This window comes from Rhizobium leguminosarum (assembly GCF_001679785.1).
Taxonomy (GTDB): domain Bacteria; phylum Pseudomonadota; class Alphaproteobacteria; order Rhizobiales; family Rhizobiaceae; genus Rhizobium; species Rhizobium leguminosarum_R.
The window spans coordinates 613,646-639,678 of sequence record NZ_CP016287.1; the positions used below are offsets into that span (position 1 = coordinate 613,646).

At 61.1% G+C, this 26,033-nt stretch carries 24 protein-coding genes; 5 read left to right on the forward strand and 19 right to left on the reverse strand.

Features of this window, described 5'->3' with window-relative positions; all coding sequences use genetic code 11:
• Positions 1–11: 11 nt before the first annotated feature.
• The 5 genes from BA011_RS27340 to BA011_RS27360 form a co-directional block, all read right to left on the reverse strand.
• On the reverse strand, positions 12–1,007 hold the full coding sequence (locus tag BA011_RS27340; RefSeq protein ID WP_065283099.1) for an aldo/keto reductase: 996 nt from the start codon (positions 1,005–1,007) through the stop codon (positions 12–14).
• Positions 1,004–2,008: a sugar-binding transcriptional regulator gene (locus BA011_RS27345; RefSeq protein WP_065283100.1), complete on the reverse strand. Its 1,005-nt coding sequence runs from the start codon at positions 2,006–2,008 to the stop codon at positions 1,004–1,006. Before BA011_RS27345 ends, BA011_RS27340 begins: the two co-directional genes overlap by 4 nt.
• Position 2,009: 1 nt before the next feature.
• Positions 2,010–3,002 (reverse strand): ABC transporter permease, encoded by a 993-nt coding sequence (locus tag BA011_RS27350; protein ID WP_151343596.1) that lies wholly within the window; start codon positions 3,000–3,002, stop codon positions 2,010–2,012.
• A 28-nt stretch (positions 3,003–3,030) separates the two neighbouring features.
• Positions 3,031–4,569 (reverse strand): sugar ABC transporter ATP-binding protein, encoded by a 1,539-nt coding sequence (locus BA011_RS27355; RefSeq protein WP_065283539.1) that lies wholly within the window; start codon positions 4,567–4,569, stop codon positions 3,031–3,033.
• Positions 4,570–4,634: 65 nt separating this feature from the next.
• On the reverse strand, positions 4,635–5,663 hold the full coding sequence (locus BA011_RS27360; protein ID WP_065283102.1) for a substrate-binding domain-containing protein: 1,029 nt from the start codon (positions 5,661–5,663) through the stop codon (positions 4,635–4,637).
• A gap of 379 nt (positions 5,664–6,042) precedes the next feature.
• Between BA011_RS27360 and BA011_RS27365 the strand changes: the two genes are divergently transcribed.
• On the forward strand, positions 6,043–6,477 hold the full coding sequence (locus BA011_RS27365) for a DUF2231 domain-containing protein (RefSeq protein WP_065283103.1): 435 nt from the start codon (positions 6,043–6,045) through the stop codon (positions 6,475–6,477).
• Positions 6,477–8,054: a PQQ-dependent sugar dehydrogenase gene (locus tag BA011_RS27370; RefSeq protein WP_065283104.1), complete on the forward strand. Its 1,578-nt coding sequence runs from the start codon at positions 6,477–6,479 to the stop codon at positions 8,052–8,054. Before BA011_RS27365 ends, BA011_RS27370 begins: the two co-directional genes overlap by 1 nt.
• 82 nt (positions 8,055–8,136) lie before the next feature.
• On the opposite strand, the gene BA011_RS27375 is transcribed toward BA011_RS27370, so the two are convergent.
• The 12 genes from BA011_RS27375 to BA011_RS27430 all read right to left on the reverse strand — a co-directional run bounded on the left by BA011_RS27375 (position 8,137) and on the right by BA011_RS27430 (position 19,983).
• Positions 8,137–9,078, reverse strand: a complete 942-nt coding sequence (locus BA011_RS27375; protein ID WP_065283105.1) for an ABC transporter ATP-binding protein — start codon at positions 9,076–9,078, stop codon at positions 8,137–8,139.
• Between the two features lie 22 nt (positions 9,079–9,100).
• Positions 9,101–9,736, reverse strand: coding sequence for an ABC transporter permease (locus BA011_RS27380; protein WP_065283106.1), 636 nt, complete (start codon positions 9,734–9,736; stop codon positions 9,101–9,103).
• Entirely contained in the window at positions 9,733–10,365 is a 633-nt protein-coding gene (locus BA011_RS27385; RefSeq protein ID WP_065283107.1) for an ABC transporter permease, read from the reverse strand. Before BA011_RS27385 ends, BA011_RS27380 begins: the two co-directional genes overlap by 4 nt.
• Before the next feature lie 37 nt (positions 10,366–10,402).
• A complete protein-coding gene (locus tag BA011_RS27390) occupies positions 10,403–11,221 on the reverse strand; it encodes a phosphate/phosphite/phosphonate ABC transporter substrate-binding protein (protein WP_065283108.1) in 819 nt (272 codons plus the stop codon).
• 6 nt (positions 11,222–11,227) lie between these two features.
• The gene (locus BA011_RS27395; protein WP_065283109.1) at positions 11,228–12,232 is read right to left on the reverse strand and encodes an ornithine cyclodeaminase family protein; all 1,005 of its coding nucleotides are present in this window, start codon (positions 12,230–12,232) and stop codon (positions 11,228–11,230) included.
• 118 nt (positions 12,233–12,350) lie between these two features.
• Complete coding sequence (locus tag BA011_RS27400) at positions 12,351–13,238, reverse strand: glycine betaine ABC transporter substrate-binding protein (RefSeq protein ID WP_003550056.1); 888 nt, start codon at positions 13,236–13,238, stop codon at positions 12,351–12,353.
• 115 nt (positions 13,239–13,353) lie between these two features.
• Positions 13,354–14,859: an HAL/PAL/TAL family ammonia-lyase gene (locus tag BA011_RS27405; RefSeq protein ID WP_065283110.1), complete on the reverse strand. Its 1,506-nt coding sequence runs from the start codon at positions 14,857–14,859 to the stop codon at positions 13,354–13,356.
• Positions 14,856–15,623, reverse strand: coding sequence for a histidine utilization repressor (gene hutC / locus BA011_RS27410; protein WP_065283111.1), 768 nt, complete (start codon positions 15,621–15,623; stop codon positions 14,856–14,858). Before hutC ends, BA011_RS27405 begins: the two co-directional genes overlap by 4 nt.
• Positions 15,620–16,471: a MaoC family dehydratase gene (locus tag BA011_RS27415; protein WP_065283112.1), complete on the reverse strand. Its 852-nt coding sequence runs from the start codon at positions 16,469–16,471 to the stop codon at positions 15,620–15,622. The genes hutC and BA011_RS27415 overlap by 4 nt, the downstream gene beginning before the upstream one ends.
• Positions 16,468–17,274, reverse strand: coding sequence for an SDR family NAD(P)-dependent oxidoreductase (locus tag BA011_RS27420; RefSeq protein ID WP_065283113.1), 807 nt, complete (start codon positions 17,272–17,274; stop codon positions 16,468–16,470). The genes BA011_RS27415 and BA011_RS27420 overlap by 4 nt, the downstream gene beginning before the upstream one ends.
• Entirely contained in the window at positions 17,271–18,821 is a 1,551-nt protein-coding gene (locus BA011_RS27425; RefSeq protein WP_065283114.1) for an acyl CoA:acetate/3-ketoacid CoA transferase, read from the reverse strand. Before BA011_RS27425 ends, BA011_RS27420 begins: the two co-directional genes overlap by 4 nt.
• Before the next feature lie 100 nt (positions 18,822–18,921).
• Positions 18,922–19,983: a YeiH family protein gene (locus BA011_RS27430; RefSeq protein WP_151343597.1), complete on the reverse strand. Its 1,062-nt coding sequence runs from the start codon at positions 19,981–19,983 to the stop codon at positions 18,922–18,924.
• A 65-nt stretch (positions 19,984–20,048) separates the two neighbouring features.
• Between BA011_RS27430 and BA011_RS27435 the strand changes: the two genes are divergently transcribed.
• Together BA011_RS27435 and BA011_RS27440 are read left to right on the forward strand one after the other, a co-directional pair.
• Positions 20,049–20,972: a LysR family transcriptional regulator gene (locus tag BA011_RS27435; RefSeq protein WP_065283115.1), complete on the forward strand. Its 924-nt coding sequence runs from the start codon at positions 20,049–20,051 to the stop codon at positions 20,970–20,972.
• A gap of 211 nt (positions 20,973–21,183) precedes the next feature.
• Positions 21,184–22,101, forward strand: coding sequence for a DMT family transporter (locus tag BA011_RS27440; RefSeq protein ID WP_065283116.1), 918 nt, complete (start codon positions 21,184–21,186; stop codon positions 22,099–22,101).
• Positions 22,102–22,104: 3 nt separating this feature from the next.
• On the opposite strand, the gene BA011_RS27445 is transcribed toward BA011_RS27440, so the two are convergent.
• A complete protein-coding gene (locus BA011_RS27445) occupies positions 22,105–23,355 on the reverse strand; it encodes a DUF763 domain-containing protein (protein ID WP_065283117.1) in 1,251 nt (416 codons plus the stop codon).
• Between the two features lie 104 nt (positions 23,356–23,459).
• Between BA011_RS27445 and BA011_RS27450 the strand changes: the two genes are divergently transcribed.
• Positions 23,460–24,983: a phospholipase D-like domain-containing protein gene (locus tag BA011_RS27450; RefSeq protein WP_065283118.1), complete on the forward strand. Its 1,524-nt coding sequence runs from the start codon at positions 23,460–23,462 to the stop codon at positions 24,981–24,983.
• Here the strand turns inward: BA011_RS27450 and BA011_RS27455 are convergent.
• Complete coding sequence (locus BA011_RS27455) at positions 24,930–25,892, reverse strand: lysylphosphatidylglycerol synthase domain-containing protein (protein ID WP_065283119.1); 963 nt, start codon at positions 25,890–25,892, stop codon at positions 24,930–24,932. The two genes, BA011_RS27450 and BA011_RS27455, sit on opposite strands and share 54 nt — an antisense overlap.
• Between the last annotated feature and the right edge of the window lie 141 nt (positions 25,893–26,033).

Sequence of the window (26,033 nt, forward strand, 5' to 3'; positions counted from 1 at the left end):
ATGGCGATCCGCTACCTGTCCATGTCAGTCAGTTTCGCCGCTATGGCCGTATCGATGGCCGCAAGATCGGCCGCATCCAGCCGGATCGTCCCGGCCCGCGCATTGTCGAGCGCTTGTGCCGGATTGCGCGCCCCGCAAAGTGCAAAGGTGACGCCCGGCTGCGCCAACGTCCACGCAATCACGATCTGGGCGATGCTGGCGCCGTGTTTTTCGGCGACGGGCCGGATGGCGTCGGCCAGCAACGTTGCCTTCTGGCGGTTGCCGACCGAAAAGCGCGGATTGCCCTTGCGCTGGTCGTCGCCTGAGAACACACGGTCAGGACCAATGGTGCCGGACAGCAACCCCAGCGCCAGCGACGAGTAGCTCAGCGTCGCAATGCTGTTGGCCCTGGCCAGCGGCAGAAGCTCCGCCTCGATCTCCCGGTCGATCATGCTGAACCGCTCCTGGATCGCATCCAGACCACCGGCAGCGATATAGGCATTGAGGTCGTCGGGGCTGACATTGCTTGCGCCGATCGCCCGGATCTTGCCCGATCTGCGCAGGTCTTCCAGCGCCCGCATCGTTTCCTCGATCGAGGTCGTCGGATCCTGCCAATGAGTGATATAGAGGTCGATATAGTCGGTTCCGAGCCGCCTCAGACTTTCCTCGACCTCATGCAGGATCGCGTCGCGGCCGAGATAACGGTGCACCGGCTTGCCGTCCTGATCGAAGAAATGACGGCCCTTTTGCGTATGCCAGACAAGACCGCATTTGGTGGCGATGACAGCCTTGTCGCGGCGCCCGGTCAGCGCCTTGCCGACGATCTCCTCGGAACGTCCAAGCCCATAGGCCGGCGCCGTGTCGATCAGCGTCACGCCGGCATCGAGCGATGCCTGGATGGCGGCGATGGATTCGGCCTCATCGGTCCCGCCCCACATCCAGCCGCCGATCGCCCAGGTACCCAGTCCGACCGCCGAGGCAGAAACGCCCGATTTGCCGATCTCACGTGTCAGTTGCTGTTCGCTCATGCCCATTTTCCTTCGCCATTCGCCAGCGCCAGTACCCGCGCACCCGTCGCCTCATCGGTCACCAGCGTATCGAGATGATTGCCGCGTAGAACGCTGAGGATCGGGCCGGCCTTGTTCGGCCCGCTCGCCACACCGATCTTGGTGGGGATCGAGGCGAATTCCGGCAGCGTCAGCGACACCAGCGAACGGTTGAGGCTGTAGTCGCAGACCTGGCCATGATCATCGAGCAGATGCGCCAGCAATTCGCAGGAGGCGCCGGACCGTTCGATCGCAGCGCGGTCGGTGCTCGAGGACGGATGCAGATCGTAATAGCTCGAATCGTCCGAGAGGATCGAGCCGATGCCGACCACCGCCACCTTCGCTTCGCGCCCCCGTTTGAACACGTCTGCGACGGAACGCATATTGATCAGCATCGCCCGCTGCTCGGCATCGTCGGCAAAGAGGGGCGCGTGGATCTGGTAGGAACGTCCCCCAAGCCGATCGGCCATCAAGGTCGAGACATGATTGACGTCGGTATAGTGTTTACCCTGGACGCAGCCGGTTGCTGGAATGACCTCGACATTGAACCGACGCGGCGGCTGCAGACCGGCAACGACGGCGCTCACCCCTTTGCCGCCGGTGATGCAGATCGTATCGCCATCGGTGATCTCTTCCAGCAGCAACCGCGCTGCCGCTTCACCGACGGCTTGGAGCGCCGTCTGCGGATTGTCGGACACTGTCGGCACCACCACGGCGCGGCCGATGCCGCCAAGCGCTTGTAGCCGTTCTTCCATATCGACCAGCGGCTCGACTGGAGACTTGATCTTGATCTCGACCAGACCGAGCTGGCGGCCGCGCTTGATCAGCCGGTTGACGGTGGCGTGCGAGATCCCGAGCTGATCGGCAATCTGCGCCTGTGTCAGTCCCTCGAGGAAATGCAGGACCAGAGCCTGGTGCATCTGCCGGGCGATGACGATTTCCTCGCGGGGCGCATTTGCGGGTTTGAGTTTGGCTATCGGCATATCAGGCAGCCTTCCGCTTGTGCAGGAAATGGTCGATCGAGACGGCAGCAAGCAGAATGCAGCCTTTGATCATGTCTTGCCAATAGACAGACACGTCGAGCAAGATCAACGAGCTTGTTACGACCGACAGCAGGGCGATGCCGAGAATTGCCCCGAGGATCGTGCCGGAACCGCCATTCAGCGACGCACCGCCGATCACCGCGGCTGCGATGATGTTGAGTTCCATGCCAACGCCAAAGGTCGGGGTCGCGGCACCGAAGCGGGACATGTAGATCACCCCGGCAACACCGGACAGCGTGGCGCAGAGCACCGTCACCCAGAACTTCACCTGGTTGGTCTTGATGCCGGAATAGAGCGCCGCCTTCTCGTTGCTGCCGGTGTAGAACACCTTGCGGAAGGCGGTTGCCCGGCGCAGCAGGAAATCGAACAGCACGACGACCGCTACAAAAATCAGGATCACATAGGGGACGCCGTAGAATGTGCCCTGCCCGACCGCCTTGAACGAGGGCGGCAAGGTGAAAAGCGACAGCGGCGTGCCCTTGGTGATGATCAGGCAGATACCGCGCACGATCACCATGGCCGCAAGCGAGGTAATGAAGTGGTTGAGCCCGACGATTGTGACGAAGAAGCCCATGACACAGCCGATCAGGCCGCTGGCAACAATGCCGATCAGGGATGCGCTCCACGGATCGAGCCCCATCAGGAACAGTGAACCCGACAGCACCATCGAGAAGCAGACGACCGAGCCGACCGACAGGTCGATGCCGCCGACGATCAACAGAATGGTCATGCCGACGACGACGATCCCTTCGACCGAAAACGACATCAGCATCGCCCGGAAATTGCCGAGCGTCAGAAAATGCGGCGAGGCGAAGCTCATAGCGATGCAGAGCGTCAGGATGATCGCGATCAGTCCCGCCTCGCGCATCGTCCCCAGCCGTTTCCAGCCGGGCGCGCGTGCCTGATGTGCCGTTGCCAATGTAGCGTCCGCCATGACCCTGTCTCCTGCCCCTGCTTTTTCCCTATGCGGCATGCTCTGATGCCTTTGAATTGTTATAGCCGCCGATCCCCGAGGCGAGCCGCATGATCGCTTCCTCCGTGATCGCCTCGCCCTCGACCTCGCCTGCAACCGTGCCTTCGTGAATGACCAGCACCCGGTCGCACAGACCGAGAAGCTCCGGCAGTTCCGACGAGATGACGACGATGCCGATGCCGGAGCGCGCGAGATCGCGCAGCAGCCGGTGGATTTCCGATTTTGCGCCGACATCGATGCCGCGGGTCGGCTCATCCATCAGGATGACCTTGGGATTGACCGCCAGCTGCTTCGCAATCGCCACCTTCTGCTGGTTTCCGCCGGACAGCGATGAGACCGGCATGTCGATGCCACCCATCCGCACGCCGAGCCGCCGGACCAGGTTGTGGGCACGATCCGCCTCTGCTTTGGAATTCAACAGTCCCAGCGGTCCGGTCAGCGATTTCAAATCGAGAACGGCAATGTTCTGGGCGATGGAAAGATCGAGGAAAATGCCGGAGCCTTTCCGGTCTTCCGACAGGTAGACGACGCCCGCTTGCGCCGCCTGCGCATAAGAGCGCGCCCGAAGCCGCTGTCCATGCAATTGCACCTCGCCGCCGGTTACCGGCCGCAATCCGCAAATACCTTCGGCTATCTCGGTGCGGCCCGAGCCGATCAGCCCGCCGACGCCGAGAATTTCACCCTTGCGCAGGTCGAAGCTGACATCCGTGAAGCGGCTGCCGTCGCCGAGATCGCGAACGCTCAGGATGATCTCATCGGTCCGCTCCGCCGGCGCCTGCTTTTCCGGATAGAGCTGGGTGATCTCGCGCCCGACCATGCGGCGCACCACATCATCCGGCGTCAAATCCGCCACCTTCTCCGTCGAGACATAACGGCCATCGCGAAACACGGTGACCCGGTCGCACAGGCTGAAGATTTCGGCCATGCGGTGGCTGATATAGATGATCGAAATACCCTGCGCCTTGAGGTCGCGGATGATTGCGAACAGGATCTGCGCCTCCGATTCCGTCAATGCCGCCGTCGGTTCGTCGAAGATCAGCACCCGGCAATCGAGCGTCAGCGCCTTGGCGATCTCGACAAGCTGCTGGCTGGAAATCGACAAGTCGCCGACTTTGCGGCGCACGTCGATCGGCGCCAGACGGTTCATCACGACCTGCGCATCCCGCTCCAGCCGGCCATAGTTCATGAAAGGCGAGCGGCGGCGGTTGGTAGCGGCCATAAACATGTTTTCGGCCACCGTCGCATCGGGGCAGAGCGCGATTTCCTGATGCACCAGACCAAGCCCGAGCGATTGCGCCACGGCCGGCGACGTCACCTTTACCGGCGCGCCATCGACGAGAACGTCCCCCTCGGTCGGCTGCAGCACGCCGGCAATGATGTTCATCAGCGTCGACTTGCCCGCGCCGTTTTCGCCGCAAAGCGCATGAACCTCGCCCTTCTCCAGGTTGAAGCTCACATCCGTCAACGCCTTCACCGCCCCGAAGTGCTTGCTGACATTGCGGATTTCCAGAACCGGCACCAACGCCATCATGTCCCCTCCTCACTCGCGGTGGCTGTCCGGAGCTTCACGCTCCGGACAGCCGGCACAAAGGTCTACTCCTCGATGCCTTTGGTGCCCCGCCGCTTCAGATACTTGTCCCAGTAGAAGTCGTCGGCATTGGCAGCCGTGACGATCGACAGGCCGTTGTCGACGAAGGGAATGCCCATCGGGTTGAAGCCGACGCGCTTGGCGTCGTTCATCGGGTCAATGAGTTCCGGATGCTTGGCAAGCCACAGGAGCATGAAGCCCATGTAACCCTGCATGCCCTGGTTCGGGTTGATCGAGCCGAACACTTCGCCCGCTTTGATCATGTCGAGAATGTTGGCGTTGACGTCGGCGCACATCACGAGGATCTTGCCGCCGCTTTCCTTGTTGGCCTGCGAAGCGCCGATGGCCGAGTTCGCTTCCGGCATGAAGACGGCGCCAATGTTCGGATGTGCCTGCACCAAGCTCATCAAGCCCTGATAGGCCTTGTTCGGGTCCTGGTTGGACGCAGCGCGGCCGACCAGCTTCATGTCAGGATATTTTTCCTCCATACGGGCGATGAAGGCGGCGATACGCTTGTCGTGGTTGTCCTGGCCCGGATTTTCGAGAACGGCATATTCACCCTTGCCACCCATCTTTTCGGCAATTGCGTCGGCCGCATAGGTGCCTTCGCGGGTATTGTCCGACGTGACGAACGAGATGCGCTTGGAGAGCGGCGCATCAGCCGCGAAGGTCACCACCGCCGTGCCCTGGTCGATCGCCCGGTTGATCGGCTCGATGAACGGGTCGGAGTTCATCGGGTGAACGAGAATACCGGCCGGGTTCTGGGCCAGCGCCTGGTCGAAGGTGGCGATCTGTTTGTTGACGTCATATTCCGGCGTGCCGGTATAGGCGGTCTCGCAACCGAGCTGCTGACCGGCCTGCTTGAACATTTCATAGACCGGGAACCAATATTCGACGCCCGATACCATGACGTTCATGACGTATTTTTCACCGGGCTTGCAGCGGAACGGATTTTCCGAGTCCGCGCTGGCCAAGCCGGCGAAAAGCGTCGACGCAAGGACCGCCAATGCGGTCGTGCTTAGAAATTTGCGCAAGTTTCCTCCTCGAGGCCGAAGCCCCTCCCAAATATCCGGCGGCGCCTCAGCGGCTGCCGATGATCCATTGAAGACCGGAGTTCCTCCTCGAAGTCCGGTATGGGCAGATAATCGCAACGGCAGAGCGCTGTCAATATACTTCATACTGTGAAATATATTTCACCAAAGACTGTGTGGCGGAAGGTCGATAGCGCCTTAGGCGTTTGGGAAGGCGTACTGTTTGATTCTCGCGCTTGGATTATTGCCGCTGATAGGGACAGAGCAGGTGAGCAGTTATTTGCGACGAAGGTTGCTCGTTCGAAGGTGCGGCAGCGGAACCATCTGCTCTCGCCGCGGGTTGGATAGGCATCCTCAAGCTCTCAGCCCCACGGAGCATGCCATGGCTATATCCGCCAGCAATCGAGACTCGGCCGCCTATCCGATGCAGTCGCTGTTTGTCCCGTTCCCCTTCGTCTGCTTCACGCTCGCGCTAGCGACCGATATCGCTTTCTGGCAGACCGGCAATCTGATGTGGCAGAATTTCTCTGCATGGTTGCTGTTCGCCGGGCTTATGTTGGGCTCGCTTGCGATTCTGGCCGGATTGATGGATCTGATGCGTCCCCGCACCCGCCCTTTGCGGCCGCCGCTCCTGTCCGCCCTCCTCTATCTGATCATACTGAGCCTCGCCTTTGCCAACAACCTTATCCATGCCGGCGATGGATGGACGGCCGTAGTCCCATATGGACTGATGCTTTCGGCCCTCACCTTTGTCTTGTGCCTGGTGGCCGCAGCAGTTTCCGCTCAAAAATATGCCAGGCTGGCCTGGAGGATATGATGAAAAAGTTCCAGATTCTCGGCGCCTCGGTTCTGTCGATTTCCGTCGGCGTCGGTCTTTCGGCTTATGCCCAGAACGGAGGTTTTGATATCTCTCAGCAGATCGGACCGAACCCCGTCCTTCCGGAACCAACCGCCTCACTGCTGCCTGATCTGAAGGTAGCGGAGGTCATTGGCTGGAAGGATGGTGAGACACCGGCCGCCTCGAACGGTTTGACGGTCACTGCTTATGCCAAGGACCTCGCCAATCCGAGGACAGTCCACACCTTGCCGAACGGCGACGTACTGGTGATTCAGTCGCGCGGCCCGTCCGGCAAACCGACCTCACGGCCGAAGGATTTGATCCGGGGCTGGATCATGTCGATCGCTCGTGGTGGCGGCGGCGAGCAGAAGGAAAGCAACGTCATCACACTGCTGCGTGACGCGAACCGCGACGGCAAAGTGGATGAGAGGCACGATCTTCTGAAGAAACTCGATTCGCCGTTCGGTGTCGCCTGGGTCGACAACACGCTCTATGTCGCCTCGACGTCCGCCATTCTCGCCTACCCCTATGAACTTGGTCAGAATGGAATCACCGCCCAACCGAAAACTCTGACGCCCTTGCCCGGTGGTCCGATCAATCATCACTGGACCAAGGACCTGGCGCTGAGCCCCGATGGGCAGATGCTTTACGCCTCGGTCGGCTCGAATTCCAACGTCGCCGAGAACGGGCTTGAGGCGGAAAAGGGCCGTGCAGCGATCTGGCAGGTCGACCGGCACACCGGCGCGGCGCGCGTCTTCGCCTCAGGTCTGCGCAATCCGAACGGCCTTACCTTCAACCCTGAGACAGGGGTGCTCTGGACGGTCGTCAACGAGCGCGATGAACTCGGACCGGACCTCGTTCCCGATTACATGACCTCGGTCATGGAAGGTGGTTTCTATGGCTGGCCATGGAGTTATTATGGCAAGCATGTCGATGCGCGCGTGCATCCGCCGCGTCCCGACATGGTCGAAAGGGCGATCCCACCGGATTATGCGCTGTCGAGCCATGTCGCCGCGCTCGGACTGACCTTTTCTATGAATTCCGCGCTGCCGGCCGCCTACGCCAACGGCGCCTTCATCGGCGAGCACGGCAGTTGGAATCGGGACAGCTTCAACGGCTACAAAGTCGTGTACGTACCATTCGAAAACGGCAAGCCATCCGGCAAGGCGCAGGACGTCATCACGGGCTTTATCCAGGGCGACCAGGCGAAGGGGCGGCCGGTCGGCGTCGAAATCGACGGAACGGGAGCGCTGCTCGTCGCCGATGACGCCGGCAATACCGTCTGGCGCATATCTTCGTCCGACGGCAAAATCACGCCGCAGCCAATCGGCACGGACCAAGTAAAATTGCAAGCGTCGACGAATGCGGCGCGAGATCAGACTCCCGATGGAGATCCAAACATCGGAACGGAGATGACGGGGTCGGCTGCTCAATCCCAAACACCACCGGCATCGCCCGATAAGCGCCCGACCGGCCTGGCACCACCACCTTCCGGCCAACAACAGGATGAGCGCCGGCCTGCGCAGATGGAGATTGCCCCTGCAACCGGTCCTTAAATTCGGAGGTGCCGAAATCCGAGGCTCCGAATGGAGCCTACGGCCATTTCGACCACAATTCCGGACGCAGGACCGAATTGCTCTACAGCCGATTGGCGCGCAATAAGGTGTCACGAGACAAATACCCGACAAGTGTCCCATCTGCGGCTTTGACCTGCAGGCCCGGCATCTCACCGGAGAGGATGAGCGCCAAGGCGTCGTGAACCGTGGCATCAGCGGCAATCTCGGCATCGCCGTTCGACGGTTCCGGCGCAGTCATGATCATCGATACGGCAATCAAGCTTAGCCTTTTTATAGCCCGGTCGGGACCGAGGAAACTCTCGACGAATTCATTAACGGGACGCGCGAGGATTTCCTGCGGGGTATCATATTGAAGGAGGCGACCATCCCGCATGATGGCGATGCGATCACCCATCTTGATTGCCTCATCGAGGTCATGGGTGACGATGACGACGGTCTTCTTCACCTTCCTGAGAATATCCCTGAATTCGTCCTGAAGCCGAACGCGAGTGATCGGATCGATCGCACCGAACGGTTCGTCCATCAGCATGATTGCAGGGTCGGCGGCGAGCGCACGCGCGAAACCGACGCGCTGACGCTGCCCGCCCGACAATTCGTGTGGCAGGCGCTGCCGCATGATGGCCGGATCAAGACCCACGAGATCCAGCAGCTCGTCGACCCGGCGATCGCTGCGCGCCTTTTCCCAACCGAGAAGCCGCGGCACGGTCGCGACATTGCGCGCGATCGACATATGCGGAAACAGACCGACTTGCTGGATGACATAACCGATGCTGCGGCGCAGCTCTTTCTGATCGACCCGGGCGATATCTCTGCCATCGACCAGCACACGCCCCGCCGTGGGCGTCTCCAACTGATTGATCATCCGCATGGTCGTGGTCTTGCCGCAGCCCGAAGGACCGATCAGTGCAACCGTCGAACCGGTCTCGATCAGGAGATCGAGATTGTCGACCGCATGCGAGCCGCTTCCGTCGTAATTCTTCGTAACATGGTCGAGATGAATCATCCTGATATCCGCTTTCGGCCGCTTAGCGCCGTTGAGTGAAGACGCGCTCCAGGGCGCCGAACGCCAATTCCGCAAAGATCGCGAGCAGGGCGATCGGAACCGCTCCGACGAGAAGGCGCGGCATGTTCATGATCGCAATGCCGGCATTGATGAAATCGCCAAGCCCACCGCCGCCGATGAAGGAGGCAAGCGCCGCCCCGCCGATGACCTGGATGGCACTCGTCCTGACGCCTGACAGAATCGACGGAACGGCCAGCGGAAGTTCGATCTCCCACAGCATCTGCCCGGCGCTCATACCCATTCCGTCGGCCGCATCGATCACCGAGGCGTCGATCTCCCGGATGCCGATGATCGTGCTCAACAGCAGCGGCGGCACGGCAAGGACGATGAGGGCGACCACCGACGGCAACAATCCGATGCCGAGAAACGGCATCGCCGCCGACAGGATCGCAAGGCTCGGTATGGAGCGCAAGGCGCCGGCAATATTGACCACTGCAAAGGCGGCGCGGGGTGCCCGTGCTACGGCAAATCCGAGTGGCACGGCAATGACGAAAGCGATGCCGAGCGATAGGACGCACATCAGAAGATGGCGATTGAAAGCGTTGAAGAAGGCGCCGGAGTTGCTGAAGATCCAGCTGAATGCATCGATAACGATCATGCTGCTTTACCTCCACTGCGCCGGCGCAGCAGCTTTTCGAAGGATGCAAAACAGTAGTCGGCAAAGAGCGCCAGAAATGACGTCAGCAGCCCGCCCGCGATGATCTTTTCGGGAAACCGCTGGTCGATGCCTTCGAAAATGATGACGCCGAGCCCGCCGGCATTGATATAGGCGGCAACGGTCGCGATGCCGATGACCGTCACCATGGCAATGCGGATACCGCCGACGATATAGGGCATCGCCAGTGGCAGCTCGACCTCCCAGATCCGGCGCGCAGTGCCGTAGCCCATGCCATCGGCAGCTTCGAGTATGTCACGCGGAATTGCCTGAAACCCCATGCCGATATTGCGGATCAGGATCATCAGCGAGTAGGCGGCAAGACCGGTAATGGCGGGTGCCGCCCCAATCCCCATGACAGGAATAAGAAGTGCAAACAGCGCCAGGCTCGGCACGGCGAACAGGATACCGGTGAAGATGATGATAACCGCGAAGCTCCGCGGCCGCCTTGCCGCCCATATCCCGACGATCAGCGAGATCACCAGGGCAATGCCGACCGAGGAAAAAACGAGATACAGGTGCTCCAACAGCGCTTCGAATAGCCGATCGAGGTGTTTAGGGACCCATTTCATCGTCGAGACCTCCGCGTCCGGGCGCTCGTTCGCCTGTCTACCATGAGATCCCCAATCTGCGATCGGTGTCGTCGGCTCTCTGCGGCAGAACATCGTAGGCCGACGGAACGACCGCCGAAAATCGTCTGAGGCCGAGCCGTTTCAAAGCAGCCGCTCCCTCAGGCGTTTCATGCAACGTCACGAGGCTCCGCTGTAACGCTGTGGCGATGTCCGCGGGTAATGTTTGCGCGGCAACCAACAGCGGCGCAGGACGCGGATCGGTCGTCGCTAGAATGCGAAGACCATCGATTTCGTCGCGTTCGTGCATCGACAACAATTGGAAGGCATAAGCGTCGATCGCGCCCGCATCGATCCTGCCGTCCTTGAGAGCGGCGATAATGCCTGAAGGGTTGAGCAGCGGTCCGACCGTCATGCTCGGCTTCATTTTCCCGGCAAACTGGCCGGCAAGGAAGGAACGCGCCGCGTGGTAGCCCGATTGGGAATCGCGCACGGTCCAGCCCCAGCGTGCCGCAGCGAGATCCGCCACCGCCTTCACCGGCCCGGTGGAGGCGACGAGGATGTGGCTGGCATAGAACGGCTGGTCCAAAGACCATGCTTCGTTCGAGACGGGTGCCGCAAGGGCCGCCGGTCTTAAGCCCTCCGGCATGCGCGAAAACGGATAGCCGCACATGAACACCGCTCCCATGTCCGGCCTCGCCCATAACGCCGACAAGGGCGCTGGTGCTGGATGGGCGATGATCTCCAGCTCGACGCCGGAACGTAGGCTGACCAACGCAAACAGCGCGTCCCACAGGCCGCGAATGCGCGGGCTGAGATTATACATTCTCGAACAGGCGATTGGCTTGGACATGACCATGGCTATTTATGCGAACCGCAGGCGCTGGCCGATATTCATCTCCCTGGCCTTCTCCACCATGGCGGCGCCGAGCGCCACGTCGGTCGTGCTGAGGCCGCGATGCCAGAACAGGATCGTCTCCTCATCGCTCTCTCGGCCGGGTTTCATGCCGCAGACGATCTGGCCGATTTCGGCATGCAGGTTCTCGGCCGTCACCTTGCCCTCGTCGACGTGACGGCGAAGCGCTCCGAACGGCTTGCCGGGGCCGCATTGTCCCCAATCGTCGACGACGACCTTGTCCATGATATCGGTGAGATCGAATTCAAGCGCGCTCATCGTGCCATAGGGCACGACGAAGGCTCCCTTCTTCACCCATTCCGTCTTGAACAGCGGCGACGGTTCCGGCAGGCGGCTGGCCTCGACCATGATATCGGCGCCCTTGAGGCAATCCTCCCAATTGTCGGTGACGACGATCTTCTTGCCGAGATCCGCCTCAAGACGCCTGGCGAAGGCATCGCGACTTTCCGGGCGGCGCGAATGCACGCGGATTTCATCGAAGTCGAAGAGATGATCGAGAAGGCGGACATTCCAGTAGGAGGTTCCGCGGGCACCGATATGGCCGAGAATCCTGCTGTCCTTGCGGGCCAGATATTTTGCGCCAAGGGCGGTCACGGCGCCGGTGCGCATGTCGGTGATAGCAGTTGCGTCGATGATGGCCTTCGGCACGCCGGTGTTCGGATCGAACAGGTTGAGGACCGCAAGCTCCGAGGGCAGATCGACCTTATAGTTGTCGACGAAATCGCCGACGACTTTGACGCCGGCATAGTTCAGCGCTTTGACATAGCCGCGAAGCACGTTGAAATGGCCTTTGTCGGAGCTCTCCGGCACAAGATGAACACGCGGCTCGATGACGGTTTCGCCCCTGCCCTGCGCATCCAGCGCTTTCGACACCGCATCGAGAATCTCGTCATTCGTCAGCGCCAGCGCCTTGGCATCGAGGGCATTGAGATAATCGATCCAGATTTCCTGCATTTCCCGCTTCTCCACATTCCTGTCCGGCTGCTGAACGGACGGATTTTCGAACAAACACCCTAAAGGGATCGCCACGCCAGATCGCGGCCGGATCGACACCCGGCCGCGGCTGTGACAATCATTTCGGCAGCAGGCCGTTTTCCTTGAGGAATTCGACCGCCACGTCCTTGGCTTCCTCGTGATCGGTCTCGACCTTGGCATTGAGGACCCGCATTTTCTCGTTATCGAGATGGGTGCCGACCGCCTCCAGCAGTTCGGCAACTTTCGGATTGGCCTTCAGCACGTCCTGGCGGACAACGGGGGCCACATAGTAGGGCGGAAACAAACCCTTGTCGTCTGCCAGCGGCACGAGGTTCTTCGAGCCGATCTGCCAGTCGGTCGCGGCGCCATTGGCAACGTCAATGTCCTTTTGTTCCAGCGCGTCATAACGAAGGCCAAGCTTGGCAAACTGCTTGAACTCCTTGAACTCGGCGTCATAGACACGCTTAAGGCCGGGCAGGCCATCGGCGCGGTCCGGAAATTCAGCGCCGCCGCCGAAGACCAGGGTCTTCGAAACCTTGGCGAGATCCGACAGGCTCTTCAGATTGTTGGCCTGCGCCGTTTCCTGTCGGACGACGATGACATAGCCATTGTTGATGCCGCTCGGCTTCAGCCAGGTGAGGTTGAACTGCTTGGCGTAGAAATCCTTGACCTGCGTGTAGACCTTCTCGGCATCGGTCGACATCTCACCCTTGACGACAGAAGCCAGCGCCGTGCCGGTATATTCCGGATAAAGATCGATCTCGCCGGCCACCAATGCCTGGTGAGCAATCAGCGTACCACCGAGATTGATCTTGCGCTCGACGGTGATGCCGGCATTTTCCAAAACGGCGGCGTACATTTCGGCGAGGATAAACTGCTCGGTGAAATTCTTGCTGCCGACCTTGATGGTCTCTGCGGATGCAGACTGGAACATGGCGGCTGCCATGATGCCGGCTGCAAAGATGCCTTTTGTCCAATTTTTCATAGTCATTCCCTCTTGTTGACTTTTCAATGAACGAACCGACGGCATTCCCCGGAATAACCGTCGGCATGACCGGTCGGCGCCCTGCCCTTCTTGCCGGGGCAGTGGCGGACTCGGCTTATTGCGGGCCACGCCCGATCAATGCGGCAATCGTTGCAAAATCCGGCCCTTGCGCGCGATCCTCTTCAAGCGGCGGGACGTGGTTGCGGACAAAGGCATAGGCTTGCGCCGATCCCTTGCCCAATTCGCCTGAGACGCCTCTGAGCTCGACGGCCTGTACCGAAGCAATCAGTTCGATGGCGGTGAGATAGCGCAGGCGCTCGACGATCGCCTGCGCCTTTGCCAAAACGCTCGGAGCCATCGATGCCTGGTCTTCGACGCCATCGGCGACAGGAATGGGCGAAAGCGAAACCGGCATGGCCAGATGGCGGATTTCGGCTTCCATGGCCGAGACGGTCTTTTGCACGGTCGCAAAACCGGTACGGCTCTGGCCCATCGGAGTCAGGAAGCGTGGCAGGTCGGACATGCCAGGCGACATGATCTTCATGATCCGATAGGCGGTGCCTGCCGCACAATGCGCCATCGCCTGCCCCAGCCTTTCCCAGGCGAGCACAAAAGCGGTCATGTCAAAATTGCCGTGTGAAAGAATGACGCCCTCGGATGCGATCACGACAGGATTGTCACTGGAACTGACGAGCTCTATGTCAGTCGCCTGCCTCGCCTCATCGATCGCATGCCTCAACGCACCCCAGACCTGCGGCGTGCAGCGGTAGCTCAATGGATCCTGCAGACGCCTTGCTGCGTCGGCGGCAAGCAAGGAGCTGCCCGAAAGAAGCTCCATCAGCTGAGCGGCGACGTGGCGCTGCCCAAAGGCCGGTCTCGCCGCCAGAGCGCGGTCGTCGAAGGCACTGACATTGGCCCGGAACGCTTCGAAATTAACGGCAATCGCCTTGAGGGACCAATCGAAGAGCCGCTCGATATCCACAAGCGTCAAGCAGGCAAGGCCGATGGAGAGGCTGTTGGCCACAACAAGCGCATGCCCGTCCTTCGGCGCGAATTCGAGAGGCTTCAGGCCGGCCCTTTCAAGGGCGATGGCGGCCGGCAGCACTTCGCCGCCAAGCTCGATCTCACCGAAGCCCAGAAGGCCCCGGCTCATATGGGCAAGCGGCGCCAAATCCGCCGCACCGATCGAGCCCAATGAGGGGACGACAGGATGCACACCTGCATTGATGGCGGCAATCAGACCGTGGAAGACTTTCAGCGAAACGCCGGAACCGCCCGCCCCCATGCCGGCGGCCCTGACGGCCATCATCGCCCGCACGGATTCCTGCGCAAGCGGCTCTCCGACGCCGACCGCGCGGGCTTGCGGCACACGCATCTGGAACGCCACCAGATCTTCCGTTGCAAGTCGGGTGTCGACCCCCGCTCCAAGTCCCGTCGTCAGGCCATAGACCGGCAGATCGCTTTCCGTGTAGCGGTCGACGACGGCGCGCGCGGCCACAATCCGGGCCTCGACCTCGGCGGATATTTCGATCCTTGCGTGACGACGGGCAATTGCTGCGATATCCTCGATCGTCGGCGGCGCCGCGCTGAAGATGATCGATGGAGAATTGGTGGCGCTCACTGTTTCTCTCCGAGAATGGCGACAGGCCTGGACGGCCCCTTGGTGGACCGTGCTTCCAGCCGATATTGCGCGCCGGGATAGTATAAAAGCGCACAGGTCACGACGGCCTCGCCTGACCAGGTTCTTCGAAAGACGCGCAGGCAAGGGTGGTCATTCTTGAGGCCAAGATATTTGCGTATCGTCGTATCCGGCTTGACGGCCTGGACGATATGTTCGAACGCCGTTATCGGAGCCACCTTCGTCAGATATTCGTGCGGCGTCATGCTGCGGAAGTCGGTCGAGAGATAGTCGGGCGCGACCAGGGGATTGACGTAGCGCTCCTCGACCTGAATCGGCCGATCGTTTTCCATATGCACGATCAGCGAATGCATCACTTCAGCGCCGAGGGTCAGTTCGAGCGCATCGGCAACGTTGGCGTCCGCCTTCATCAAGCCGGCCTTAACGACCGCCGCCTGATGCTTGTGGCCCCGTTCCAGTATTTCGTCGGCTATGTTGCGGATCTGAAGCAGATCGACGTCGAGGTGCTTTGGCGAAACGAAGGTTCCGATCCCGGCGGATCGCTTGAGAACACCCTCGAACATCAACTCCCGCAGCGCTCGGTTCGCCGTCATGCGGCTGACGCCGAATGCCGCCACCAATTCGCTCTCAGAGGATACCCGGTCTCCCGGCTGCAGCTTGCCCTCGGCGATCTCGGCCAGGATCTGCTCCTTGATCCTGATATAATGGCGCGCCTCGCCGGCGGCCGGCTTGAGCGCTTTCGTCATGACAACCTCGCCATGCCATTGTCGAGGATGGTCGCGCCGCGAGAAGCAACGAGGCCTCGGAAGCGAATCTCGGCATCGTTCCGCCATATCTGCACGGTGATCGTTTCGCCGGGAAAGATCGGCGCGCTGAAACGCGCCGCGATGGCGCTCAAGCCGCTCGCCATGCCTGGATCGATGGCAGCGATAATGGCGTAGCCAGCATAACCGAAGCTGCAGAGCCCATGTAGGATCGGCCGGTCAAAGCCGCTCCTGCCGGCGGCCTGCGGATCGACATGCAGCGGATTGAGATCGCCGTTCAGGCGATAAAGCAGAGCGGCGTTTTCAGGGATGTCGACATTGAATTCAAGGTCTGCCTCTCTGTCGGGGACTTTCGACAAGGGTTCGGGCGCAGATCCCACTGAGCCGCATCCACCGTCGCCGCGGCACGCATTGGTCTGGACGATGGTTGCGATTGGCTCGTCACCGTCCACGGTTGCAATCAGGCGCTCGAAGCTGACGAACATTCCTTTCTCAACGCCGCGATCGACCACCGACAAGACGCGCGACCGAGAGATCAGCGGCACATCGAGCGGGACCGGCCGGTGGATCGTCAGGCGATGTTCGGAATGCACCAGACGCGCCCAGTCGACGCCCGTCTGCTGCATCCATGGGCCTGGATGCGCCACGATATTGGCAAGGGTCGGCGCGGTCACGAGATCGCGTTCATAGACGTATTTCAATGCCGTTTCGTCAGGCCCGTCGGTGCCGTAGCCGACCGACAAGGCGTAAAGGATGGCATCCTTTGCGGTAACTACATGTGTCGCCTGCGGCACTGGAAAGTCGAGGATGGATTGGGCCGACAGCGTCACGATGCAGCTCCCCCGGATGCCACGGGTTTGCGAACGCCACCGGACAGGCGGATGCCGCCGTCAACGGAAAGCAATTCGCCAGTGACGAAGTCTGCCCCTTGAACAAGCCAGACAATGGCGCCGGCAACGTCTTCCGGTGTCGCAACCCGGCCGAGCGGCGCGGTTTCCGAAAATCGCTTGGCAATGGCTCCATAGGCATCCGGCCCGAGCGTGTCGCGCATCCAGCGCGTATCGATGATGCCGGGACAAACGGCGTTCACGCGGATATCGGGACCGCAGGTGCGCGCCAAGGCCAAAGTCAACGCATTGAGCGCGCCCTTGGACGCCGTATAGGCAAGCGAGCTGCCGCCGCCGGTAAAGGCAACGTTGGATGAGACGTTGACGATGGCGCCACCGCCGCTGTCACGCATCGCAGGTACCGCCGCCCGGCACATCTGATAAGCGCCGATGACGTTAACGCTGAAAACGTTCTGAAAATCGTCGGCCGACAATGTCTCCAGATCGAAAGGATCTGATTTGACCGTCATTGCGGCATTGTTCACCAAGGCGTCGAGCCGCCCCCATCGATTGACGGCAACCGAGACCATCCGGCGGCAAGCCGCATCGTCGGCAACGTCGGCCTGGACGATTTCGACCTCCGCGCCCAGACTGCGGCAGATATCGCCGGTCTCATCGGCCTCTTTTTTGCTGCGGCTATAGTTGACGACCACCCGGGCGCCGCCCTCGGCGAATTGCTTCACGCATGCAGCCCCGACACCTGTTGCCGAGCCCGTGACGATGATGGCGGCTCCATCGATTTTCATGGGGCAAAGTCCTTCATGGCATGGGTCGAAAACAGGCGCGCATCCATCTGCTTCAGCTGGTCCGACACCGCGATGCCCTTCGGCAGGCGGTCCAGAACATGGGCGGCAAGATCGATACCGGGGGCGAACTCCGTCAGCGTCAAGCATCCGCCGATCGCCCGAAAAACGGCCCGCTCGGTGACGACGAGCTGTGACTGTCCCTCTGGCGCAAAGGCTGGGCTTGAACTGATCTGGTCGACAGCCTCGACGATCTTGCAAACTCTGCCGTCCCTGACGATGTCGAGCCTGCCCTCGGCAACCACAATTTGCGCGCCGCCGGCTGAAAATGCGCCGAGATAGACAACATGCTTGGCTGTCTGCGAGATATTGGTGAATCCGCCGACCCCGACGATGGAATTGTTGAAGCGACTGACATTGACCGCCCCATGCCGATCCACCTCGGCCATGCCGAGGAAGGCGATATCGAGGCCGCCGCCGTCGTAAAAGTCGAACTGCGATGCCTGTGGGACGATGGCGGTCGGATTGACCGCGGCGCCAAAGGACAATTCCTCAGCCGGCACGCCGCCGATGACGCCGGATTCGATCGTCACCGTATAATCGTCGAATCCCTCTTCGCTGGCGATACGGCCAATCCCGGCGGCAATGCCGATGCCGAGATTGATCGTCGGGCGGTTCAGCGGCGCCAGTTCCAGGAAGGCACGTCGCTGAATAATCTTATCGACCGACAGCGGCGCCGGCTGCAGGCGGCTCGCCGCCATCCGGACGCGCCCCGTATAGGCGATATTGTCGGTCTCGGCGAAACTGATGCCGTGCTGGGCCGGATCATCGCAGACGACCACATAATCGACCAACGCCGCCGGGATACGAACATCGTTGGGCTGCAGCGAGCCGCGCTCGGCAATCCGCTTGACCTGCACGACGACGAAACCACCGGAGTTTCGGCCCGCCTGTGCCATGGCGAGCACGTCGAGCGGGAAGGCCTCGTCCTCGAGGGTGATGTTCCCGTCTTCATCGGCCGTCGTTCCGCGCAAGAGCACGCAGTCGAGCGGCATCGACGGATAGAGCAGCCATTCCTTGCCGCGCAACGACACACGCTCGACAAGCGAACGCGGTGTCGTCGCATTCATGCGGCCGCCGCCATGAAGCGGATCCATGAAAGAGCCGAGCCCGATATGGGTGACCACTCCAGGCTGACCGGCGGCAATCGCCCGATAGAGCTGTGCGATGACGCCCTGCGGCCAGCAATGCGCTTCGATCTTTTCCTCAATCGCAAGCTTTCCAAGGCGCGGCGTTCCGCGCCATCCCCCGGCAATCACGCAGGCGACCAGGCCTTCATACCCGAAGTGCCCCATGCCGCGCGTCTGCCGATCGCCCGTACTGGCAGCAAACAGAAGCGTCAGGTTGCGGGGTTTTCCGGAGGCGAGGAAACGCTCCTCGACAGCGGCCGTGATCGCCTCGGGATGGCAGCATCCTCCAAAACCGGAAGCAGCGACAGTCATCCCGTCTTCGAGAAGATCCGCAGCTTGCTGTGAAGAGATGACCCGCATGACGATCTATGCTTCCGCCTGACCTGTATATACAGGCTAGCCGCTGATCGTTTGGAAGGCAACCGGAATCTTTGCAAGTATTTTGGGCATATCAGCTCGATCAGACGATATTCAGCAGCCCGATCAGGCAAAGCCCGAGAGCCCCCAGCGCCAACAACGACAGCGCCGCCGCTGCGAGGACACGGCCGCCGGTATGAGCGACGGATCTGACATCAACGGAAAGCCCCAAAGCGGCCATGGCGGTGACGGTGAACGCGCCAGATACAGCCGATATACCTGGCAGCAGCGGCGCCGGGATCGCATCGAAGGAACGAAGCGCCGCCATCGCTGCAAAGCCGAGGATGAACCATGGGAGAACATGGCGGAGATTGACCGCCGAACCGCCAGGACGGCGGCCGTGCACTGCGCCGAGGACGAAGATGACGGGTCCGAGCATCATCACGCGGATCAGTTTGACGAGCGTCCCCACCTGGGTGCTGACGGCTCCGGCAGAGGCCGTGGCCGCCAAGACCTGCGGGACGGCATAGGCTGTCACTCCTGCGAAAACGCCATATTGTACTGCGCTGAGACCAAAGAGCAGGTGTAGAAGCGGCAGCGTCAGCACTGCACCGATGCCGAGCAGTGCAGTAAAGGCGATCGAGGCCGCGATATCGTCCGGTTTGGCGCCGATCACGGGCGCTGCGGCGGCAATCGCCGAATTGCCGCAGATCGAGTTGCCGCAAGCAACCAACGTCGCCAGGCTGGCCGACAGACCGAAGAGCCGCCCGATAACAAAGCTGCCGACCAAAGACAGAGCAACCAGAACGGCAATTCCGCCGACAAGCGGCAGTCCGGCCTGCCTGATGGCAGCCGTGCTGAGCGAGGCGCCGAGCAACACGACCGCAATCTCGAGCAGAGTCTTGGCGGCGAATTGGATGCCGGGAATGAAGGTCTGCGGCAAGCAGACCGAGGAGCGCACCGCAATGCCGATCAGAATGGCGAGCACGAGGCTCTCGATCCAATGCGAGCCAAAAATCATCATCTGCAGTTGCTCAACGAGATAGGCAGATAGCGTGACTGCCGCACATAGGACGAGTCCCGGCAGGACGGCAGGAAGCGACGGGGAACGTGAGGCGGAAACGATCATCGGCAGGACCTTGCGGAGGACTGCACTGTCCCACACTCAATTGTCGACTTCCATTGAATAGTATAGCATGGTTCATTCGCTAAAATCGAACCATTGAATCAATGACGTTTGAACAGCTTTCCATTTTCGTCGCGGTTGCGGAACGCGAGCATCTGACCAAGGCCGCCTTTGCGATCGGGTTGACGCCATCAGCCGTCAGCTCGGCTATCCGCAATCTCGAGACCGCCTATGGTGTGGAGCTTTTCCATCGCGTCGGACGCCGTATAGAGCTGACATATGAAGGACGGGTGTTTCTGGGGGAGGCTAGAGCGACGCTGGCGCGCGCAAAGGCCGCAGCGCTCGTCCTGTCCGATCTCGGCGGCTTGCAAAAGGGTGAACTGGTCGTTTTTGCAAGTCAGACGATCGCCAGCTACTGGCTACCGGCGATGCTGATGCGCTTCAAGATCCGCTACCCGGGCATCGAGCTGAAGCTGATGATTGGCAACACGACCACGGCGGCAAAAGCGGTTCTCGATGGATTGGCCGAAGTCGGGTTCGTCGAAGGCAGTGTTGATGAGCCGGCGCTCAATGTTCAGCCGCTTGCCGAGGACGAACTCCTTGTCGTCGTCGGTCCGCGCCATCCCTGGGCGCGTGGCAAACCAATTGCACCGGCAGAGCTGGTTTCGGGCACAAAATGGGTCATGCGGGAAAAGGGGTCCGGAACCCGATCGGCTTTCGAGGCGGCGATTTCCAATCTCGGCATAGACCCCGCAGATCTGGCTGTCGCGCTTGAGCTGCCGTCGAACGAGGCGGTCATATCGGCAGCAAGAGAGGGCCTCTGCGCGACGATCGTCTCAGGTGCCGTGGCCGCGCCGCTCTTGACGCAAGGTCTGCTGGTAAAGGCCCGCTTCCCTCTCCCGTCCCGCCAATTTGCGATCCTGCGGCATAAACAAAGGCACTCCAGTCGTGCCTCGCTGGCACTGGAAACCATTTGCCGCGAGGATAAAGCGGCCGAAGTCCAGAATTGGGACGATTGGGCGCTCTAGATCAGGATGATTTTAGGCCCGATCGGCCCAAAATCTGAATCCTGATCTAAATCAAAGAAATAGAGCATGATGTCGTCCGAAAACCGCGCACACTTTTCGGCATCATGCTCTAGGCGTCTGATCCTCCGCGCCGGCGGCTTGACATCGGCAGGGTTAAGGCAGAAGCCGCACTCGGCCGCGCATGCGCGGCTGCTTTGCGAGGATGCGAGAGATGACGACCAAGACTGGCGTAGCCAATGCCGGAAACCTGATCATGACTGGCGTTGTGCTGATGCTGCTCGGCGATCTGCTCTTTGCGCTGAACGATGCTATGGGCAAGTGGCTGGTTGCGAGCTTTGCCGTCGGCCAGGTGCTGGTGATCCGCTCTGTCGGCGCTTTCATCGTGCTCGGACCAATGATCCTCCGGCAAGGGCCGATGGCCTTGTTCCGCGTCGAGCAAAAGGGCCTGCAGTTCATCCGTGTTTTCATGGCGACTGTCGATGTCGCCCTATTCTACGCTGCCGTCGCCTATCTGCCGCTCGCAGACGTCATGACCTTCTATATGGCCGGACCGATCTATATTGCGGCGCTTTCGCATTTCTTTCTCGGAGAGAAGATCGGCTGGCGCCGTTGGCTCGCCGTTCTGATCGGCTTTGCCGGCGTCGTCATCGCGCTGCGTCCGTCCACGGCGATGCTGTCGCTTCCATCGCTCTTCGGTCTTGCCGGCAGCCTTGCCTTTGCGCTGTCGCTGGTGATGAGCCGCTATCTGCGCTCGACCAGCGACACGACGCTGGTGACATGGCAGACGATCGCCGCGCTCGTCACCGGCATCGTCTTGAGCATCGGTCACTGGCAGCCGGCAACGCTCATCGACTGGTCCGGCATGCTGCTGCTCGGCATCGTTGCCACCTGCGCGCATCTGCTTATCACCCGCTCGCTGAAGCTCGCGCCGGCATCGCTGCTCGCGCCGCTGCAATATACGCTGCTGCTCTGGGCGATCGTCCTCGGCTACCTCTTCTTCGACGATATTCCCGATGCACAGATCATCATCGGCGCCGCAATCATCGTCGTTGCGGGGCTCTTCATCTTCCACCGGAAGAATTTGAAAGAGACGATTCCAGCTGAAGCCGTCCCGCCCGACGGCCATTGAAAGTTAACTCTCAAGGGTCTCCGGCGGCTCCCAGCCGAAGACGCTCCGGCCGCCGAAATCGGCGGATTGGCGGAATTCACCGGCGATGATTTCCTTGAGGTCGGGACCTGTCACATAGCGTTCCATCAGCCTGGATTGGTCGTCCAGGCGCTTGAGCGCCTGCAACTCCTCCTCGCGTCCGAGCCTGCCCTTCTGCACCGCCGATTTCATCACGGCAATCGTCTCGTCATAAACCTTGAGCGGGACCGGAAAAGGATGGCGGTCCTTGCCGCCATGGGCGATCGAGAAGCGCGCCGGATCGGAAAAGCGGCAGGGCGCGCCGTGGACGACCTCCGCCACCATCGCCAACGCCTTCACCGTGCGGGCGCCGACGCCTGGAACGAGCAGCAGCTCTTCGAAATCCGCCGGCCCGCGGTCGGCCGCGGCAGCCAGATTTCCATGCAGGCGCCGCATGTTGACGTCGCTCTCGTGGACATCGTGATGGGCTGGCATGATCAGGTGCGGCAGCATCGGCTGTTCGGCAGGTTCCGGCGCCGGCTCTTCGGCACGCAGCAGGACGGCGGCTTCGCGGATGATCCGGTCGGGACCGAGGGTCGCCAGCAGGTCGAGCTGACCGCGCCGCGAGCGTTCGGCTCGCCGGTCGGCAAGATTGACGATCTCGCCCTGGCTCCGTCCCTCGATTGCCGCATGCGGCGAGTCGACGAAACTCTCCAGCCCTTCGGACAGCCAGTGATAGCGCCGGGCCTGCCGCTTGTCGCCGTTCATGCCTTGCTGCACGACCACCCAATGGCCGTCATCGGCGACGATGAACCCGTGCAGATAAAGATCAAATCCATCCTGAAGGGCGGCGCTGTCAACCTTGGCGATGAGACGGCTCTTGGTCGCGAGTCCCTCGCCGTCGAGACCGACACGCTCGCCGATCGACATCAGCTCCTGCGGGGTCTTGCGCGAATGCGCGCCGCGGCCGCCGCAGACATGCAGGCCGAGCTCCCCGGCACGCGGTTTCAGGCCGCGCTTCAGCGCGCCGAGAACGCTGGTGGTGATGCCGGAGGAATGCCAGTCCATGCCCATGACCGCGCCGAAGGACTGAAACCAGAAGGGATGCGCGAGCCTGCGCAGGAATTCGTCGCGGCCATAGTGATGGACGACCGCCTCGGTGATCAACGTCCCGAGCCGCGTCATTCGGTCGCCCAGCCAATGCGGCACGCGTCCCCCGTGAAGGGGAAGATCGGCACTACCTGCTCGTTGTGACATCTCGTTTCCTTGCATTCTGCATCGCAGGCGCCCGCCGTCCGACGCCATCGGGGAACCCAGGCAAATTCCGGGCGTTTGTGCTCCAGTTAGAGGCCGAGGCAATCATGACGACATTCGAAACCATCTTCAATAACCCGAGCTTGTCGCAGACAAAATCAAAACGGCCGGGCGACCGCCAAAAACAGGAGGGCAGCGCCTTGTGCCTGGAAGGGAGCGCTGCCAAGGCGGCCTTCCTGATCAATGGCAACAGCTATTTCGCCGAGCTGGCGCGTGCGTTGCGGCAGGCGAGGCGCACCATCTGGATCATCGGGTGGGATTTCAATCCAAACATCGGGTTGGAACCCGATAAGTCCGATGAAACGCTGGCCGACCTGTTGCATGCCCTGGCAGCGGCAAATCCGGAGCTCGAAATACGCATCCTCATCTGGGCGCTAGGCCCCGTTTATTCTGGCAAGTCCCTGCAGATGCTGCGGAAGAAAAGCTTTCCCAGAAATACCCGGATCGATCTACGCTTCGAGCTTCAGCCGACATTGCGCGGCTGCCACCACCAGAAACTCGTCTGCATCGACGACGCCGTCGCCTTCATCGGCGGCATAGACCTGACGTCGCGCCGGTGGGACACCTGGCTCCACCGCGCCAAAGATAAATTGCGACGTGACCCCAAGGGTGTTTCCTATGATCCGCTGCACGACGTTCAGGCAATGGTCACCGGCGACGCTGCCAGGTTGATCGGCGATATCGCCAGGCGGCGCTGGCAAAACACCACCGGTGAAAACCACCGGCCGCTGGCCGAAAACGTCCCCTTTGCCTGGCCGGACGATCTCGCCGTTTCCATGAGGGAGACCGCGGTCAGCTTCGCGCTGACGGAGCCCTCGACCGCACTTCGCCCCGGCATCAGCGACGGCATCGTCATGACATTGGACGTCATCGCCCGGGCACGGCGGCAGCTTTACATCGAGGCGCAATACCTCGCCTCCTTCCGCGTCGCCGACGCCATAGCCGCGCGGCTGCAGGAGGAAGACGGCCCCGAAGTCGTTATCATCTGCACGCGCAGTTCTCATGGGCTGATCGAAAAGCTTGTCATGGGCGGCAATCGCGACCGCGTCATCCGCCGCCTGAAACGCGCCGATCGTGCGGACCGCCTGCGCGTCTATTATGCCGTCGTGCCCGGGCCAATCGTGCCCGGGCCAGTCACGGTGAAAGAGAGCGAGGTGGAGGTGCTCGTCCATTCCAAACTGATCATCGCCGATGACGAACTGGTCCGCATCGGCTCCTCCAACCTAAACAATCGCTCGGAAGGGATGGATGGCGAATGCGACATGCTCGTCGAGGCAGGTAACGCCGCGCACCGCCGCGCGATCGTGGATCTGCGCAATCGCCTGCTTTCGGAATATCTCGGAACCACCCCGGAAAGCTTTGCCGCAGCCTTTATGCAAAGCGGCTCGTTGATCGAGGCGGTCGAGGCGCTCAATGACGGGCCTCGGGGTTTACGGGAATTCACCGTCGAGCTGTCAGGCAGCATTTCACCGATTTTTGGCACGGCGATCTTCGACCCGGTTCGACCGTTCACAGTTTTAAACCGACTGGGCCTCGGCGCGCTCGTCCGCCGCCTCATTCGCCCCGCGTGATGTCCGTCGGAAAACGATCTCGCTGATGACGAGAAGCGTCGTGCCGAGCGCCAGCGGAATTAAGAAATAGGCGCAGCGGAATGCAATCAGCGCGCCGATCGAGGCCTCCTTCGGCACGACATAGGAGACGGTCGCCTCGAGCACGCCGAGACCGCCCGGAACATGCGTTGCGAGGATCGCCGAATTGGCAAGCACGTAAGCCGTCACCGACCTGAAGAAGGCAACGTCGCCGAAGGCCGAAAGCATCTGGTGCAGGCAGGCGGCGACGAGCATGAAATTGATCGTCCCGACCGCAACCTGTGCGACCGCGATCGAAAATCGCGGTAGCTGAAACGACCAGCGCCACAGCCGCAACGTGCCGCGGATGAAGAACGCCAGGCCCGCATAGACCGCCGGCACGACCAGCGCCAGCGAACCGAAGACACGCACACTTGCCGGGTCGATGCGCAGCAGGCGCCCGGCATCGCCGGGATTGACGATCATGGCGATGCCGCCAAGCGTGATCAGCCCGAGCCCCACCGTAACGCCGCAAAACAGGATGATCTTCGCCACGTCCTCCGCCGTCAGCCCCCAGCGCGAATAGAAACGATAGCGAAAGGCGCCGCTGCTGAGGCCCGCAAAGCCGATATTGTGCCCCAGCGAAAGACTGATGAAAGACGCCAGCGCAATCCTGGAATAGGGCAAGGATTTGCCGAGCGAACGGATCGCCAGGAGATCGAAGCAGCTCAGGCACAGATAGGACCCCGCCGCAAAGAGAAGTGCCGCGCAAAAGGTTGATAAAGGGATGCTGCGAACCGATTGGACGATCTGATCGAGGCTGTATTGTTGGAAGATCCGATAGAGGAGAAAGACCGCAAGACAAAGGGCAGCAACGAGCAGTCCTTTCCAGATCATGCTTTTCAAGCTCATCGATTGTCCTCAGGAGTGCGAGCGCCATGGTTCGATAATCGGGAACGATCAAACGAGTTTTGTGTTCCCTGGAGAGCAAGTTCTATGTTCTCCGGGGGAACTTCTATGTTCTCCGGGGGAACTTCTATGTTCTCCCCGGGG